Annotated in this window: 16 protein-coding genes; 10 read left to right on the top strand and 6 right to left on the bottom strand. The window is 67.4% G+C overall.

Going from position 1 to position 16,614, the window contains the following annotated elements; translation table 11 throughout:
- Positions 1-152: 152 nt before the first annotated feature.
- A complete protein-coding gene (locus AXYL_RS30105; RefSeq protein ID WP_013396665.1) occupies positions 153-1,397 on the top strand; it encodes a YbdK family carboxylate-amine ligase in 1,245 nt (414 codons plus the stop codon).
- Between the two features lie 79 nt (positions 1,398-1,476).
- Here the strand turns inward: AXYL_RS30105 and AXYL_RS30100 are convergent, their stop codons facing one another.
- A complete protein-coding gene (locus tag AXYL_RS30100) occupies positions 1,477-2,409 on the bottom strand; it encodes a methyltransferase domain-containing protein (RefSeq protein WP_013396664.1) in 933 nt (310 codons plus the stop codon).
- 50 nt (positions 2,410-2,459) lie between these two features.
- Here AXYL_RS30100 and AXYL_RS30095 point away from each other — a divergent pair, with 50 nt between their 5' ends.
- Complete coding sequence (locus AXYL_RS30095; protein ID WP_237709954.1) at positions 2,460-3,305, top strand: ComF family protein; 846 nt, start codon at positions 2,460-2,462, stop codon at positions 3,303-3,305.
- An 80-nt stretch (positions 3,306-3,385) separates the two neighbouring features.
- Positions 3,386-3,856: a tRNA (cytidine(34)-2'-O)-methyltransferase gene (locus tag AXYL_RS30090; protein WP_013396662.1), complete on the top strand. Its 471-nt coding sequence runs from the start codon at positions 3,386-3,388 to the stop codon at positions 3,854-3,856.
- A gap of 72 nt (positions 3,857-3,928) precedes the next feature.
- Here AXYL_RS30090 and AXYL_RS30085 read toward each other — a convergent pair whose 3' ends face one another.
- Genes AXYL_RS30085 through AXYL_RS30065 form a run of 5 tightly spaced genes read right to left on the bottom strand, consistent with a single transcriptional unit; the run spans position 3,929 to position 7,378 of the window.
- A complete protein-coding gene (locus AXYL_RS30085) occupies positions 3,929-4,921 on the bottom strand; it encodes a Bug family tripartite tricarboxylate transporter substrate binding protein (protein ID WP_013396661.1) in 993 nt (330 codons plus the stop codon).
- Between the two features lie 47 nt (positions 4,922-4,968).
- Positions 4,969-6,051 (bottom strand): NAD(P)H-dependent glycerol-3-phosphate dehydrogenase, encoded by a 1,083-nt coding sequence (locus AXYL_RS30080; RefSeq protein ID WP_013396660.1) that lies wholly within the window; start codon positions 6,049-6,051, stop codon positions 4,969-4,971.
- A gap of 22 nt (positions 6,052-6,073) precedes the next feature.
- Complete coding sequence (secB, locus tag AXYL_RS30075) at positions 6,074-6,607, bottom strand: protein-export chaperone SecB (protein ID WP_013396659.1); 534 nt, start codon at positions 6,605-6,607, stop codon at positions 6,074-6,076.
- Between the two features lie 39 nt (positions 6,608-6,646).
- Positions 6,647-6,904, bottom strand: coding sequence for a glutaredoxin 3 (gene grxC, locus AXYL_RS30070; RefSeq protein WP_013396658.1), 258 nt, complete (start codon positions 6,902-6,904; stop codon positions 6,647-6,649).
- 51 nt (positions 6,905-6,955) lie between these two features.
- On the bottom strand, positions 6,956-7,378 hold the full coding sequence (locus tag AXYL_RS30065) for a rhodanese-like domain-containing protein (RefSeq protein WP_013396657.1): 423 nt from the start codon (positions 7,376-7,378) through the stop codon (positions 6,956-6,958).
- A gap of 162 nt (positions 7,379-7,540) precedes the next feature.
- Between AXYL_RS30065 and gpmA the strand changes: the two genes are divergently transcribed.
- From gpmA to AXYL_RS30030, 7 genes are all read left to right on the top strand, one after another.
- Positions 7,541-8,293, top strand: a complete 753-nt coding sequence (gene gpmA / locus AXYL_RS30060) for a 2,3-diphosphoglycerate-dependent phosphoglycerate mutase (RefSeq protein ID WP_013396656.1) — start codon at positions 7,541-7,543, stop codon at positions 8,291-8,293.
- 7 nt (positions 8,294-8,300) lie between these two features.
- The gene (locus tag AXYL_RS30055; RefSeq protein ID WP_013396655.1) at positions 8,301-9,917 is read left to right on the top strand and encodes a murein hydrolase activator EnvC family protein; all 1,617 of its coding nucleotides are present in this window, start codon (positions 8,301-8,303) and stop codon (positions 9,915-9,917) included.
- Positions 9,918-9,976: 59 nt separating this feature from the next.
- Positions 9,977-11,422: a S41 family peptidase gene (locus AXYL_RS30050; protein WP_013396654.1), complete on the top strand. Its 1,446-nt coding sequence runs from the start codon at positions 9,977-9,979 to the stop codon at positions 11,420-11,422.
- Positions 11,419-12,174, top strand: a complete 756-nt coding sequence (locus AXYL_RS30045) for a HesA/MoeB/ThiF family protein (protein ID WP_013396653.1) — start codon at positions 11,419-11,421, stop codon at positions 12,172-12,174. The genes AXYL_RS30050 and AXYL_RS30045 overlap by 4 nt, the downstream gene beginning before the upstream one ends.
- Positions 12,175-12,281: 107 nt before the next feature.
- On the top strand, positions 12,282-13,469 hold the full coding sequence (locus AXYL_RS30040; RefSeq protein WP_013396652.1) for a GGDEF domain-containing protein: 1,188 nt from the start codon (positions 12,282-12,284) through the stop codon (positions 13,467-13,469).
- A 102-nt stretch (positions 13,470-13,571) separates the two neighbouring features.
- The gene (locus AXYL_RS30035; protein WP_013396651.1) at positions 13,572-14,291 is read left to right on the top strand and encodes a FadR/GntR family transcriptional regulator; all 720 of its coding nucleotides are present in this window, start codon (positions 13,572-13,574) and stop codon (positions 14,289-14,291) included.
- The gene (locus tag AXYL_RS30030) at positions 14,288-15,700 is read left to right on the top strand and encodes an FAD-binding oxidoreductase (RefSeq protein WP_013396650.1); all 1,413 of its coding nucleotides are present in this window, start codon (positions 14,288-14,290) and stop codon (positions 15,698-15,700) included. Before AXYL_RS30035 ends, AXYL_RS30030 begins: the two co-directional genes overlap by 4 nt.
- Positions 15,701-16,614: the final 914 nt, after the last annotated feature.

The following is a 16,614-nucleotide window of genomic DNA, read 5'->3' as shown; positions in this document are numbered from 1 at the left end:
TTGCACATAAATGTCACGATTTTCCATCTTCTTGCCACAAAACAGCGGCTATCATGCGTGCACAAGCTGCCGTCTAGTGCCCCCCGGGATGTTGCCGGGCTTCAAGGTCGAACGGCGCACACCCTCATCAAACATTCAGAAAGGAGTCCGAGATGGAACAGATCCCGTTCATTTCGTCGGCCCCCAACACCCTGGGCATCGAGCTCGAGCTGCAACTGATAGATCCTCGCAGTTTTGACCTGACCGCAGCCTCGGACGAGCTGCTGGCCCAAATGGCCAACCATCCCATCGCCGACCGCGTTAAACCGGAAATCACGCGGTCCATGATTGAACTGAATTCCTCGGTGCACGAGCACCCCATGGGTCTCTTGGCCGAGATGCGCGAAATGCGCGACGCCCTGATCGAAGCGGCGGACGCCGTGGGCGTGTCGGTCGCCGGCGGCGGCGCGCATCCCTTCATGCGCTGGCAGGAGCGCTCCATTTCGGACACCCCGCGCTTCCAGTACCTGGCCGAAATGTACGGTTACCTGGCGCGTCAATTTACGGTCTTTGGCCAGCACATCCACCTGGGCGTCAAAAGCGGCGACGATTCCATCAAACTGTTGCGCCGCTTGTCGCCCTACGTACCGCATTTCATCGCGCTGTCGGCCTCCTCGCCGTACTGCGAGGGCGTGGATACCCTGTTCTCGTGCTCGCGCCTGAACGCGGTCAACAGCTTCCCGCTGGCCGGCCACATGCCGCCCGAAGTGAAGGACTGGTACCAGTTCGAGGCCCATCTGGCGCAGCTGCGCGCCTATGGCCTGGCGGAGAGCATCAAGGACCTGTACTGGGACATCCGTCCCAAGCCGGAGTTCGGCACGGTCGAGATCCGCGTGTGCGATACGCCGCTGACGGTCGAGCGGGCTTGCCAGCTGGCGGCCTTCGCCCAGGCGCTGGCGGTGCTGCTGATGCGCGAGGGCGATCCGGGCGACGGCGCGTGGCTGTCCTATCGCAGCAACCACTTCCAGGCCTGCCGCTTTGGCCTGCAGGGCAGCTATGTGACGCCGGATGGCCAGCGCCTGCGGCTGATGGACCATCTGCGCAATCTGTTCCAGCGCCTGATGCCGGTGGCCGAAGAGCTGGGCACGGGCGACATGATCGCCGCCTTGCGCGACGAATCCATGCGCAGCGGCAACGATTCCCGCTGGCTGCGCAGCCAGTTCCATCGCCTGCGCGACCTGCCGCTGGTGGTGGAGGCCATGTCGAACGCTTGGCGCGGCGTGGCCGCGCCCGGGGTAGGACCGGCGGAACCCACGGCAGTCCTGAGGCGCCGCATCCGCGCCACCTCCGAGCCTATGTCGGCCTTGCCGGCTTCCGAGCCCGGGGTCAGCGTGCCATTGCCGGAACGTTTGCACTGAGCCGGTTGGCCGGCGCTCGATGTAGCGCCGGCCAATTACCAGCCGGCCGCCGGGCGGGCAAACTCCGCCGAGCCTGATCTCAAGGCGTGTGGTGCCGGCCGCCGATCGCGCTGACCGACAGCCGGGTTTCGCCCGCAGTGGTGCGATGCGCGGCGGCGCGCCAGGCGTGGCCGTAGGCAACTTCGATGCTCAAGACAATCAGGCCGTCGGGCCGGCGCTGCGCTTCCAGCGCGGCGCAGAGGCGGTCGCGCCAATCCCGGCCCACCAGCCCGCCGCGCCGGCCTTCGGCGGGGTTGCCGCCCAGCGCGCGCACGTCCTGCAGCAGTTTTTCGGGGCTGCGGTAGGTCAGGGTCAGGATCTCCTGGTCCATGACCGGATCGGCGAAGCCGTTTTCCACCAGCAGATCGCCGAAATCGTGCATGTCCACGAAGGACGGCGTGGCGGTACGCAGCCCCGCGTCGTCCAGGGCCTGGCGCAGCTCGCGCAGCGTGGCCGGCCCCAGACAGGAAAACATCGCCAGCCCGCCCACCTTGAGGATGCGCCGCCATTCCGCCAGCACGGCGTGCGGGGCGCGGTGCCAGTGCATGGCCAGGTTGGACCACACCACTTCCAGCGATTCGGGCGCCAGGCCGGTCGCCGCCAGGTCGGCGTTGACGAAGGCCGGGGCGGCCGGGCCGCGGCGCGCCAGCTTGCCGATCCAGGCGGACAGGCCGGCGGGCGCGTGGCGCTTGCGCGCCTGCTCCAGCAGCGGCTCGCAGTTGTCCAGGCCGGTATAGGCGGCGTCGGGGTAGCGTTCGCGCAGCAGCGGCAGGTTGTCGCCCGCGCCGCAGCCGGCGTCCAGCATGGCCTGGGGTTGGACCCGGATATATTGCAGGCGCCCCAGCATGCGGCGGGCGATTTCCCCGTACAGGAACTGAGCCTCGGCCAGGTCGCCGCGGCGGGCGAATTGCCGGGGCACGTCGGCGCTGACGATGGGCAGGGAGGGGAGCGTTGCGGATTCTGGCAGGGACATTTCGGTCGCGCCCGCGTCTACACCGCGGGCGGATCATGGTTTCATGAGGGATGGCATCCATTATTGCCCATCCCGGCCGTGGCTTCCGATTGCCCCTACGGGCCATGGGGCGGTGGCTGTTGTCGCGGGTCGGCTGCGAGTGTCCCTTGTGCGGTGCCCGGGTGGCGGGGGCGCGGCTCTGCGCGGGATGCGAAGCCGACATCTGCGAGACCGATAGGGAACCTGGCATCCACGAAACCGACATCCGCGATGCAGACATCCGCGGGGCGGCCATCCGTGGCGCAACCCTCGACGCTCCTTCCATCGCGCGCCAGCAAGCCTTGTCGCGCTGCCCCCGTTGCGCGTTGCGCCTGCGCCCGGGCGCGCCGCACTGCGCCAGTTGCCTGGGCACCCCCCGGGCTTTCTCGCGCACGGTCGCCGCGTTCGACTACGCGCCGCCCGCCGATACCCTGATCCTGATGTTGAAGACCCGGCTGCGGCTCAGCATGGCGCCCGTGCTGGCCCGGCTGATCGCGGCCGCCGTGGGCCGTGACGGCCCCTTGGCTGATGGCGCCTTGCTGGTGGCCATTCCGGCCAGCCGCGCCTCGCTGCGCCAGCGCGGCATGAACCCGGCGGCGGAGATCGCCCGCAGCCTGGCGGCCGAACTCGGACTGCCTCTGGCGCGCGGCTTGCTGCGGCGGCGCCGCGAGACCACCAGGCAGACCGCGCAGGGCCGCCGCGCCCGCCGGCTCGGCGCGCAAAACCTGTTTTATTGCGCGGGTGAGGTGCGCGGACGGCACCTCGTCGTGGTTGACGACGTCATGACCACGGGCAGCACGGCCAATGCCGCTGCTGCCGCCTTGGTGGCCGCGGGGGCGGCGAGCGTCACAGTGCTGGTCGCAGCGCGCACACCCTGAGTCTGGCCGCAGGCAAATCGGCGACAATTCCAGGTGTGCGGCGATCTTCCAGCCGCAAGCCGTTTCGAGCTCCCAGCGCCATGTTCCACGTCATCCTCGTCTGTCCCGAAATTCCTCCCAATACCGGCAACGCCATTCGTCTGTGCGCCAATACCGGCGCGCAATTGCACTTGGTCCGCCCCTTGGGCTTCGAGCTCGATGACGCCCGGATGCGCCGCGCCGGCCTGGACTACCACGAATGGCAGCCGGTGCGCGTGCACGACACCTTGCAGGAAGCGCTGGCCGACACCGGCGCCGCGCCCTCCAGCATCTACGCGTTGACCACGCACGCGCAGCGCAGCGTGGCGGATATCGGCTTCAAGCCGGGCGACGTGTTCGTGTTCGGCCGCGAAACCGCGGGCTTGTCGGAGGAACATCAGGCGATGTTCCCGCCCCAGCAGCGCCTGCGGCTGCCGATGCGCGCTGGCCAGCGCAGCCTGAACCTGTCCAATGCGGTCGCGGTGACGGTGTTCGAGGCCTGGCGGCAGCAGGGGTATGAAGGGGGAGTGTGACGGGAGTGGCGCGAAAAAAGCGGGGCAAAAGCCCCGCCATCTATCGCGCTTGACCCACTAGCGGTCCTGCAATCAGTCCAGCGACAGATTCAGCTTCTCGATCACCTGATCCCAGCGCGCTTTTTCGTTCTTGATGCGGGTGGTCAGGGCTTCGGGCGTGGACGGCGCGGGCGTGAAGTATTGCAGCGCCAGCTGCTTGCGCACCGCATCGCTGTCGATGATGCGCGCCAGTTCGCTGTTGAGCCGTTCGACGATGGGCGTGGGCGTGCCGGCCGGGACTAGCACGGCGTTCCAGGAAATGGCTTCGAAATCCGGATAGCCTTGCGACGCCATCGTCGGCACGCCGGGCAATGCCTCGCTGGGCTGCAGGCTGGTCACGGCCAGCAGCTTCACCTTGCCGTCGCGCGCCTGGGGCACGGCGATGGCGGGCACCATGAAGCCGGCCTGGACGTCGCCGCCGATGATGGCCGAAATGACCTGCGGGAAGCCGGAATAGGGGATATGCGCCAGGTCGACGCCCGCGCTTTCCTTGAACATTTCCATCGCCAGATGGGCCGAGCTGCCCGGGCCGACAGAACCGTAGTTCAGCGAATTGCCGCGGCCCTTCACCAGCGCGACGAAATCCTTGACGTTGTCCACCTTCAGGCTGCTGGGCACGACCAGCACGTTGGGGCTGGTGCCCACCAGCGACACCGGCTGCAGGTCGCGCAGGGGATCGTAGCCCAGCGTTTTCTTGTACAGCGTGGGCGCGGTGACCAGCGGGCCGTTGATCGTGTAGAGCAGCGTGTAGCCATCCGGCTTGGCTTGCGACACGATGCGGGTGCCGATATTGCCGCCCGCGCCCGGCTTGTTGTCGATCACGATGGGCTGGCCCAGCGCCTGGGACAGCGGCTCCGAGATCGTACGCGCCAGGATGTCGGGCGACGAGCCGGGCGGGAAGGGCACGACCATATGGATCGGGCGGTCGGGCCAGTCGGCGTGGGCGGCGGCCGGCAGGACGGCGGCCAGGCTCAGGCACAGGCCGCGTAGCAGCGGGCCGACCCGGAACTTGCGGGTTTGCGTCATGAAGGATGTCTCCTCGGGGTTGTGCGTTGTGTTTGTTATTGAGCGGGTCAGTGGGGCCGGCTGTCCGGCGCCGATTCCGGCTGGCTGCCCGCCACGCTTTCATAGCGGGCGTCGCGCGCCAGCAGGGCGGACACAGCGGTCATGGGGGCCACGCCCTCGAACAGTACGGCGCAGACGGCCTCGGTGATCGGCAGTTCGACCCCGATGGCGCGGGCGCGGTCCAGCGCGGCGCGCGCGCAGCGCACGCCTTCGGCCGTGATACCGCTGGCCAGGATGTCGGCCAGCTTGCGGCCGGAGCCGATCTCCAGGCCCACGCGGCGGTTGCGCGACAGCTCGCCGGTGGCGGTCAGCACCAGGTCGCCCAGGCCGGTCAGCCCGGCGAAGGTCTCGGCTTGCGCGCCCAGCGCCACGCCGAAGCGGGTCATCTCGGCCAGGCCGCGGGTGATCAGCGCGGCGCGGGCATTGGTGCCCAGCGCCAGGCCGTCGCCGATGCCGCAGGCGACGGCGATCACATTCTTGAGCGCGCCGCCCACTTCCACGCCGACCAGGTCGGTGCTGGCATACACGCGCAGCGCCGCGCCATGGAAGGCGGCGGTGGTGGCCTCGCGCAAGGCGGGATTGTCGCTGGCCACGGTCAGCGCCACCGGCAGGCCCTGCGCGACTTCGCGCGCGAACGAGGGACCCGACAAGGCGCCGCCGGTCGCGCCAGGCAGGGCCTCGCGCATGATTTCGTGGGGCAGCCTGGCCGTGTCGGCTTCAAAACCCTTGCAGGTCCAGACGATGGGGGTGTCCTGCAATCCCAGCGCGGGCAGCCGGCGGGACAGCTCGCCGCAGATGGCGGTCAGGCCGGCCACGGGCACGCCCAGCACGATCAGGCGGCGCGCGCCGTCTTCTTGCAGGCTGCACAGCGTGGCGTCGAGATCGGAGGATATGTTCAGTGCCTTGGGCAGCGGGATGCCAGGCAGGTAGCGCGCGTTTTCGTGCGAGGCGGCCATGTCGACCGCCTGCGCGGCATCGCGCGCCCAGAGTACGGTGGCGTGACGGCGGCTGGCGGCCGCCGCCAGCGCGGTGCCCCAACTTCCCGCACCCAGGACGGCGACGCGCAGGCGTGGCACAACGGGATTGTTCATGGGGGGCACGCCGCGGCTTGCTTTACTGGCGGGTCGCGCCGGGGGGCAGGATGATGCCCGAGTCGCTGCCGTTGCCGTTGGCGGCGCCTTGCTGCTGTTGCAGCTCGGCCAGGCGCTGTTCGTACAGGGCCTGGAAGTTCACTTCGGTCAGGTGCAGCGGCGGCATCGAGGTGCGCGTGATCGCATCGGCGATGTTGGCGCGCAGGTAGGGGTACAGCATGGTCGGGCAGACGATGCCCAGCAGCGGATCGAGCTGCTCTTCGGGGATGTTGGCGGCTTCGAAGATGCCGGCTTGCGTGCCTTCGACCAGGTACACGACCTTTTCATTGATGCGGGTGGTGACCGTGACGGTGACCGTGGTTTCGAACACGGTTTCAGCCAGGCGCTGGCCGCCCACGGTGATGCTCACCTCGACCTGGGGCGCTTCCTGCTCCAGGAAAACGTGGGGCGCATTCGGCATTTCCAGCGAAAGGTCTTTCAGGTAGACGCGCTGCAGATTGAACGAGGGCGCGTCGTTGCCGCCTTCTTGCTGGGTGTTTTGGTCTTGATCAGCCATGAGTGTTTCCGTTGGTGGGAGGGGCAAAAAGGGGGGCGATTAGTTGGACAGCATGGGGGCGAGGCCACCCGAGCGGTCCAGGGCCATCAGGTCGTCGCAACCGCCGACATGGGTATCGCCGATGAAGATCTGCGGGACGGTGCGCCGGCCGGTGCGTTCGATCATGACCTCGCGCTGGGACGGATCCCGGTCGATCTGGATGATTTCCAGGTCGGTCACGCCGCGCTGCTCGAGCAAGGCCTTGGCGCGGGCGCAATAGGGACAATAGTCCTTGCTGTACATGACGACTTTGTTCATAGGCGCTCCTGGGGGTACAAGAATAGGTAGATGGGGGCGCGGCCCCAGGCTTCAACCCTTCTGGGTCACCGGCAGGCTGGCGGCCGACCAGGCGCGCATGCCGCCATCCAGCGGCACGACGTCGGCGAAACCCTGGGCGCGCAGCTTGGCGGCGGCGCGGGCCGAATCGCGGCCATTGTCGCAAACCACGACCAGCGGCTTGTTCTTGGGCAGGGAGGCGGCCTTCTGCTCGATGTCGGCTGCCGGCACGTTGCGTGCCTGGGCGATGTGGCCGGCCTGGAACTGCTCGGCGGGGCGCACGTCGACCCAGACGGCCTGGCGCTGGTTGACCATCTGGATGGCCTCGGTCGTGCTCACGGCCGAACCGGTGCGGCCCTTGCGCAGGGCAGGGATGGCCAGCATGATGCCGGAGATCACGGCAACGGCGACGATGAAGACGTTGTTTTTATCGATCAAGAATTGCAAAAGGTCCACGGGGCATCCTGAAGTGCGGCGACTAGCCTGGTATAGGCAAACCCTGAAGCGCCGCGCCGCGGAAATGGGCGGGTGCGCCGGGGCAAAATCAAGGGCAAAATCGCTCAATTATAAAATGAGCGCATTCCTTCACTTTAACCCGCGTTACAAGCGTCCCAAATCATGCACAAACTCGTTCTGATGCGCCACGGCGAAAGCCAGTGGAATCTGGAAAACCGCTTCACCGGCTGGACCGACGTCGACCTCACCGAGACCGGCCGCGAACAGGCCCGCAAGGCCGGCGAACTGCTCAAGAAAGAAGGTTTTACCTTCGACCTGGCCTACTCCTCGCTGCTCAAGCGCGCCATCCGCACCCTGTGGATCGCCCTGGACGCCATGGACGCCATGTACACCCCGGTTGGCGTGACCTGGCGCCTGAACGAACGCCACTACGGTGCGCTGCAAGGCTTGAACAAGGCTGAAACCGCCGCCAAGTACGGCGACGAGCAGGTGCTGATCTGGCGCCGCGCCTACGCCATCGCCCCGGAACCGCTGCCCCTGGACGACGAACGCCATCCGCGTTTCGACAAGCGCTATGCCAAGGTGCCGGCTGACCAGTTGCCCGCCACCGAATGCCTGAAGGACACGGTGGAGCGCGTGCTGCCGTTCTGGAACGAATCCATCGCCCCGGCCATCCGCGCCGGCCGCAATGTCCTGATCGCCGCCCACGGCAACAGCCTGCGCGCCCTGATCAAGCACCTGGACAACGTCTCGGACGAGGACATCGTCAACCTGAACATTCCTACCGGCCAGCCGCTGGTCTACGAATTGGATGATGACCTGCGCCCGATCCGCCACTATTATCTGGGCGATGCCGCCGAGATCGAGGCGGCCATGGCTGCGGTGGCAGCCCAGGGCAAGGCTAAGAAGGACTGATATTTCTATGCGTCGCGCGGCAGGGTTGTTGTTGGCGGTCATGCTGACCGGTGGGGCGTTGTCGGCTCGCGCCGCGCCCAACGACCTTGCCGGCCGCCAGTCCGACGCGGAAAAGCAGCAGGCCGCCTTGCGCGACCGCATCGAGAACCTGCAAAAGGACATCGATGACCGCGAGGCTGCCCGCAAGGAAGCGGCCGACGCCCTCAAGCAGTCCGAGTCGGCCATTTCCAAGATCAACCTGCGCCTGCGGGAACTGGCCGAGTCCAACCGCCAGGCGCAGACCGACCTGACCGGCCTGGAAAAGCAGATCGGCACGCAGCAGGTGGTGCTGGCCAAGCGCCGCACCGAACTGGCTGAACAGCTCCGCACCCAATACACCAGCGGCCTGTCGCCCTGGACGGCCCTGCTGTCCGGCGACGATCCTCAGGTGCTGGGACGCAACCTGGGCTATCTGGATTACGTCTCGCAGGCCCGCGCCAGTGCGGTGCAGGCCCTGCGCGAGGACATCGAGCGCCTGGCCGCCTTGCAGGGGCGCGCCGACGCCCGCCGGGCCGAAATCGAAAAAGTCGTGGCCGAAACCTCCGAGCAGAAGACCGCGCTGGTCGGTCAGCAGAAAGAGCGCGCCACGCTGCTGGCGCAACTGGAGGGGCAGATCGCCGCCCAGCGCGCCGAAGCCAACAAACTGGGACGCGACGACCAGCGCCTGTCGCGGCTCATCACCGATCTGGACGCGGCCATCGCCAAGCAGATCGAGGACGCCCGAAAGGCCGAGGAAGCGCGCAAGCGGGCCGAGGAAGTGCGCCGCGCGGAAGAAGCCCGCCGGGCCGCCGAGGAAGCCAAAAAGCGCGCTGACGCCGAACGCCGTGCCGCCGAGGACGCCCGGAAGAAGGCCGAAGCCGACCGCAAGCTCGCCGCCGACAACGCCAAGCAGGCCGCCGACAATGCCAAGCGTGAGCGCGACGCCCGTGACGCTCGCGATGCCGCCCAGGCACGTGAGCAGGTCGAAGCCGCCTCGCGCCAGAATCGCGGTCCGGTGGCCGTGGCCGATCCGGACGCCGCCGGCCTGCGCCCGGCTGAGCAGAGACAGTCCCGCCTGACCACGCCCGAGCCGCCACCCCAAACCAAACCCGCGGAACCGTCCAAGAAGGCGGAACCTCCAGAGGAAAAACCCACTCCAAGCCGTAGCGAGCCCGCCCAGCAGACCCAGACCGCGCGCGCCGCGCCGGTTGGTGGCGGCAATGGCTTGCGCCACGGGCTGTCCATGCCGGTGCGCGGCCAGGTGCAGGGGCGCTTCGGGGTCGACCGTCCGGATGGCGGCGTCTGGCGCGGCGTGGTGCTGCGCGCGCCCGAAGGCACGCCGGTCAAGGTGGTGGCCCCCGGCACGGTGGTCTACGCCGATTGGCTGCGCGGTTTTGGCAACCTCATCATTGTGGATCATGGGCAGCAATACCTGACCGTCTATGCTTACAACCAAAGTCTGCTCAAACGGGTGGGTGATTCGGTGACGGGTGGCGATACTATTGCTACGGTAGGGGCAACCGGCGGCCAAGTGGAATCCGGCCTATACTTTGAAATTCGCCATCGTGGCGCTCCTGTGGATCCGGCACAATGGCTGGCGCAGTAGATTGATGTCGTTGGTAATTACCAAACCCCATCGGCGAAAACAAAATTCGGGAAGTGTGCATGGGCACTCGTAAGTTTCGCGGTTTCGGTCTGATTGCCATCGGTGCGGTGGCTGGTGTTTTGCTCAGCGTAGGCGTGACCGCGGTCGCCCAGCGCGGCAGTCCCCTGCCGTTGGACGAGCTCAGGCAACTGAGCAACGTGTTCGCCGCCATCAAGAACAACTACGTCGAAGCCGTCGACGACAAGACCCTGATCGACAATGCCATCTCCGGCATGGTGTCGAACCTGGATCCGCACTCCGCCTACCTGGACGCCGACGCCTTCCGCGAAATGCAGACGGCCACGCAAGGCGAATTCGGCGGCCTGGGCATCGAGGTCGGCGCGGAAGACGGCTTCGTCAAGGTCATCTCCCCGATCGAAGACACGCCCGCCGCCCGCGCTGGCGTGATGGCCGGCGACCTCATCATCAAGATCGACGACACGCCCACCAAGGGCATGACGCTCAACGACGCCGTCAAGCTGATGCGCGGCGCGCCCAAGTCGCCGATCACGCTGACCATCATGCGCGCCGACCGCCCGCAGCCCATCGTGCTGAAGATCGTGCGCGACATCATCAAGGTGCGCAGCGTGCGCAGCAAGATGCTGGACAACGGCATCGGCTATGTGCGCGTCGCCCAGTTCCAGGAAAAGACCGGCGCCGACCTGGCCAAGCAACTGAAGGACCTGGGCGCCAAGGAAGCCCCCAAGGGCCTGGTGCTGGACCTGCGCAATGACCCGGGTGGCCTGCTGACCAGCGCCATCGGCGTGTCCGGCGCCTTCCTGCCGCCCGACTCGGTTGTCGTCACCACCGACGGCCGCACCCCCGACGCCCGCCACAAGTACCTGGCCACGCCGTCGGAATACGCCCGCGGCGAAAGCAACTACCTGGCCGGCCTGCCGGCCTGGACCAAGACGGTGCCGATGGTGGTGCTGGTGAACGTGGGCTCCGCCTCGGCCTCCGAGATCGTGGCCGGCGCGCTGCAGGACCACAAGCGCGCCAAGGTCCTGGGCAACCGCACCTTCGGCAAGGGCTCGGTGCAGGTGATCCTGCCGCTGTCCGAAACCACCGCGGTCAAGCTCACCACCTCGCGCTACTTCACGCCCAGCGGCCGCTCCATCCAGGCCACCGGCATCGAACCCGACTACGTCGTTGCCGACACGGCCGAAGGCGACCTGTTCCGCCTGCCGCGCGAAGCCGATCTGCAGCGTCACCTGTCCAACCAGCAGACCGCCAACGAAGTGAAGTCCAGCGGCGGCGAGGACAACGCCGACGTGCCGACCAAGGTGTTCGAATTTGGCGGCAAGGACGATTTCCAGCTGCAACAGGCCTTGAACGTGCTGGCCGGCAAGCCGGTGCAGAAGGGTTCGGCCCGCGCCCAGGCCAAGGCCGACGCCAAGGCCGGCGGCGGCACGCCCCAGCGCATGAAGATCACGCCGACCGGAGTCGAGCCCAACAAGGACAAATGAACGACGAGCAACTGCTGCGCTACGCCCGCCACATCCTGCTCGACGAGCTGGGAATAGAAGGGCAGGAAAAACTGCTGGCGGCGCGTGTGCTCATCGTGGGGGCGGGTGGGCTGGGTTCCCCCGCCGCGCTCTACCTGGCCACCGCCGGCGTGGGCGACATCACCCTGGCCGACGACGACGTCGTCGAGCTGAGCAACCTCCAACGCCAGATCCTGCACACCACCGCCAGCGTCGGCCGCCACAAGGCCGAGTCCGGACGCGACATGCTGGCGGCTTTCAATCCGCAGACCCGGGTCCATGCCCGTGTCGAGCGGCTGGAAGGCCAAGCCCTGTCCGACGCCGTTGCGCAGGCGGACCTGGTGTTGGACTGCACCGACAATTTCGCCACCCGCCACGCCATCAACCGCGCCTGCGTGCAACACCGCAAGCCGCTGGTATCCGGCGCCGCGATCCGCTTCGACGGCCAGGTCAGCGTCTACGACCTGCGCGACGACAACGCGCCCTGTTACCACTGCCTGTTCCCGGAAGGCGATGACGTCGAGCAAGCCAATTGCGCCACGATGGGCGTGTTTGCGCCGGTCGTCGGCATCATCGGCAGCATGCAGGCCGCCGAGGCCCTCAAGCTGTTGTCCGGCGTGGGTGAAAGCCTGTCCGGCCGCCTGTTGTGGCTGGACGTGCGCACCATGCAATGGCGCAGCGTCAACGTCCAGCGCGACCCCGAATGCGCCGTCTGCGGGCATCGCGGGCACTGATTTCACGGCCCGAATTGGCCCCGCGGACAATATTAAAGGCTTGAAATACCTGCTATAACGCCAGCCAGCCTACCCGAAATCGGGTGGATGGCCAGGGATGTTACCGCGTGGATACAGCACTTAAGTTCAGCTTGCCCAAATGGCGCCTGACGCGTTGGTTGACGCATTCCGGGCACGATACCCCTGCGGACATCCGCTCGGCCCTGATCGCCAGCCTGTTCGGCACGCTCCCCATCTTTGCCGGCGGCGTCATCAACACCCTCATGATTTCCGGCGTCGTGGCCTGGCGCCGCCCCGAGCCGCTGTACCTGTCCTGGCTGGGGATGGAGGTGGTGCTGGCGTTGGTCCGCGTCCTGATACTGCGATCCGCCCTGCGCGCAGCGCCCAAGGGCGGCAACACCCATACCGACATCTACATTCTGCTGGCGCTGCTGTGGGCGTTCAGCGTGGGTTATGGCGTTTTCGTCACCTTCATCAACGGCGACTGGCTGGCCGCCACCCTGGCCGGCGTGTCCTGCGGGGCCATGGCCGGCGGCATCTGCTTTCGGAACTACGGCGCGCCGCGGCTGGTGGGCGCCATGATCTTCCTGAGCCTGGGGCCGATGTGCCTGGGCGCGGCCTTCACTGGCGAATACGTCACGGCCATCGTCTTCATCCAGATCCCGTTCTACCTGGTCAGCATGAGCGTCGCCTCGCACCGGCTCAACCGCATCCTGGTGTCCACCATGCTGGCCGAGCGCGACAGCGAGCGCCGCGCCAGCCAGGACGCGCTGACCGGCCTGGCCAACCGCGCCGGCCTGCAGGCCGCGCTGGAGCGCGTCTGCACCAGCGCACGCGGCCAGGACAGCTCCGCAGCGCTGCTGTACATGGACATGGACGACTTCAAACTCATCAACGACACCTACGGCCATGCCGCGGGCGATCAGGTGCTGATGACCATCGCCCAGCGTATGCGGTCCATGCTGCGAGTGGACGACGTGGCCGCGCGCATCGGCGGCGACGAGTTTATCGTGCTGGTGACCGGCATCGATGCCACGGCCGCGTTGAAACTGGGCGAACACCTGCTGCATGACGCTTCCCAGCCGATCACGCTGGCGGATGGCACGCGAGTCAGCGTGGGCCTGTCCATCGGCATTTCCATCGTGTCCGGCGCCAACCGCAACCCGGAAACGGCCCTGCATTCCGCCGACGCCGCCCTCTACCGCGCCAAGGCGCAAGGCGGCCGCTGCTGCGCCGTGGCTGGGGCCGAAGAGACCGAGACGACCGTGCCGGACGGCGAACCCGCCGTCGCCTGAGTACGCTGCCCGCGGCGGTCCACGGAACCTGAACCTCGATCGCATGCGGCTTGCTTCTCAAAAGTTATCAGATAACCTGAGAAGTGTGCCTATAATGTCCCGATGTTGACCAAGAGCCTCACCCTGACCGAACAGGTCGCCCGCCAGATCGCCGCCGACATCGCCGGGGGCGCCTACCCCGTGGGCGCCAAGCTGCCGGCGGGCCGCGTGCTGGCGGAGCAATACGGCGTCAGTGCCGCGGTCATCCGCGAGGCCACCGAACGCCTGCGCGCCCAAGGGCTGATCCAGAGCCGGCAGGGCTCCGGCAGCACCGTGCTGTCGCGCACCGGCGCGCAGGGCTTCCAGCTGTCCGCAGGAATCGCGGTGGACCGCCAGCAATTGGCCGGCGTGTACGAATTGCGCATGGAACTGGAAGGCGGCGCGGCAGCCCTGGCCGCGTTGCGGCGCGACGACGCCGACCTGGCCGCCATGGCGCGCGCCCTGGCCGACCTGGAGTCGCATCTGGAAGATCCGGAGCGGGGCGTGGAGCATGACATCGCCTTCCATCGCGCCATTGCCGCCGCCACCCACAACAGCTGCTATCAGGATCTGCTGCAGTACCTGAACTTGCAGCTCAGGCTGGCCGTCAGCACCGCGCGCAGCAACAGCCGCCTGCAGGCCGGCCTGACGGCCGCCGTGCACCAGGAACACGTGGCCGTTTTCGATGCCATCCGCGCGCGCGATCCCGAACGGGCGCGGCACGCCGCCGCCCGCCATCTGCAACAGGCGGCCAGCCGCCTGCAACTCGATCTACTCCCTCCCGCCGCAAGGCAGACATCATGAGCGCATCCGACTTTACGCAACGCCTGGTCCAGGCCCTGGGCCCCGACACCGTCATCACCGCCGAGGCCGATATCGCGCCCTGGCTGTCCGATTGGCGTGGCCTGTACAAGGGCCGCGCGCAGGCCGTGGTGCGCCCGCGCACGACCGCCGAGGTCGCCACCTGCCTGGCGCTATGCCAGGAGGCGGGCGTGCCGGTGGTGCCGCGCGGCGGCAACACCGGCCTGTGCGGCGGCGCCACGCCGGACGGCGGCGCGGGCAACGTGGTGCTGAGCCTGGATCGCATGAACGCGGTGCGTTCGATCGATACCATCGCCAACACCATGGTGGCCGAGGCCGGCGCCATCCTGGGCAATCTGCGCCGTGCCGCGCAGGATGCCGGCCGCCTGCTGCCGCTGAGCCTGGCGGCAGAAGACTCCAGCCAGATCGGCGGCAACGTGGCCACCAACGCCGGCGGCGTGAACGTGGTGCGCTACGGCATGGCGCGCGAACTGGTGTTGGGTCTGGAAGCCGTGCTGCCCACGGGCGAAATCTTTCATGGCCTGCGCACGCTGCGCAAGGACAACACCGGCTACGACCTCAAGCAATTGCTGATCGGCTCCGAAGGCACGCTGGGCGTCATCACCGCCGTCGCCTTGCGCTTGTTCCCGCGCACCGACGTGCGCTCGGTGGTGCTTGCCGCCGTCGAATCGCCGGCGCAGGCCTTGCAGCTGTTCGAGATCCTGTTCGAACAATGCGGGGCGCGGCTGCAGGCGTTCGAGTATTTTTCGGGCGATTGCCTGGACCTGGTGCTGGCGCACGCCGCGGGCGTGCAGGAACCGTTCGGTCAGCGCTATCCGGCTTACGTGCTGGTGGAATTGGCGGATACAGCCGACGAGGCCGCGCTGAACGGCCTCGTTGAAAACGTGATCGGCACGGCGCTGGAACGCGGCCTGTGCCTGGATGCGGCTGTCTCCGCATCGCTGGCGCAACTGCAGGCGCTATGGAAGCTGCGCGAGGAAATCTCCGAAGCCCAGCGCGCCGACGGCCCGCACCTGAAGCACGACGTGTCGCTGCCGATCGAACGTATCCCCGACTTCATGGAATCCGCCGAAGCTCGCGTGCGCGCGCTGTATCCGGACATCCGCCCCTTCATCTTCGGCCACTTCGGCGACGGCAACCTGCACTACAACTTGTCGCGGCCGGCGGGTGCGGACCGCGACTGGGTGGCGGTGCATGGGGCGGCGATCACGGACGCGGTGCTGGACGAGGTCAATCGCTATGGCGGGAGCATTTCTGCTGAGCATGGGATTGGGCAGCTGAAGCGGGATCATTTCTTGCATAGCAAGGATGCACTGGAGTTGCGGTTGATGCGGGAGATCAAGGCTGTATTGGATCCTGCGGGGATCATGAATCCTGGGAAGCTGCTGTAGGTTTTTGGGGGCTTTTGAGCGGGGCCTTGAGGGCTGTTCATTTGTGCGTATGGGGACGAGGCTTCGTAGGCCGCACGGCGGCGCGGGCGGCATGGCGGCGAGCGCCCACGATTGCGGTCCGGAGCCTTCGCTCCGGACTGCCCCTTCGTCATCTTCGTCACCGCCTTCGGCGGTTCCTTCAGATTCCCTCGGGCGCATCGAGGTTGCTCGCCGCCATGCCGCCCGCGCAGCCGTGCTACCCGCGTCTCGGCTTGATGCGCTGCTAGAGCCGTGGTCGGTTGCGAGTTTTGCGGGGCCCGCCGATTACGGCCGCCCGGGCGGCCGCAATCGGCATACGCGGTTGCGTGCGCCATGAGGGTTGCGCTGGCGCGAATGCAACGGGTCGTTTGCTAGTGGTTGTCGCCGCTTTGGGGGAGGGGCGGTGATGGGCGGCGCGCGATGGATAGTGGCTTGCGCACACAGATCCTCTCGCGCGCGCCGCCCATCCGGCGGCGGGGTTGAAATGACGAATTTCCAGCATCGCATCATGATCGGCATGCGTCGATGTTGGAGTACGTGCGACATGTGCCGCAGCTTATGGGCATACCCGTACTCACTTCATCCATTCGACGCGATCATCATCCGCGCGCAGCGTCATCACATGACGCCAGACACCGCGTAAGCCCCCAAAGGCCGCCCGCGCGGCCGGCCGGGGGCGGGCCCTGCAAGATCCTCGCCCACCCCCACCGGTGGCGAGAATGCCAAGCACACTGCTCGGCCCCGCGCCCGTGAAGATTCAATAGCAGAGCCTGTCGCGTCGGGGGTCTGCCATGGGCGGGGCGTCGATAAGCCCGAGGGAATCCGTAGGAGTCGCCGAAGGCGAGGACGAGGATGACGATGGGGCAGTCCGGAGCGAAGGCTCCGGACCGCAATCG

Source organism: Achromobacter xylosoxidans A8 (assembly GCF_000165835.1).
Classification (GTDB): Bacteria; Pseudomonadota; Gammaproteobacteria; order Burkholderiales; family Burkholderiaceae_B; genus Achromobacter; species Achromobacter xylosoxidans_B.
Note: the sequence above shows the minus strand (reverse complement) of the source record. Positions and strands in the feature narration are given on the sequence as shown.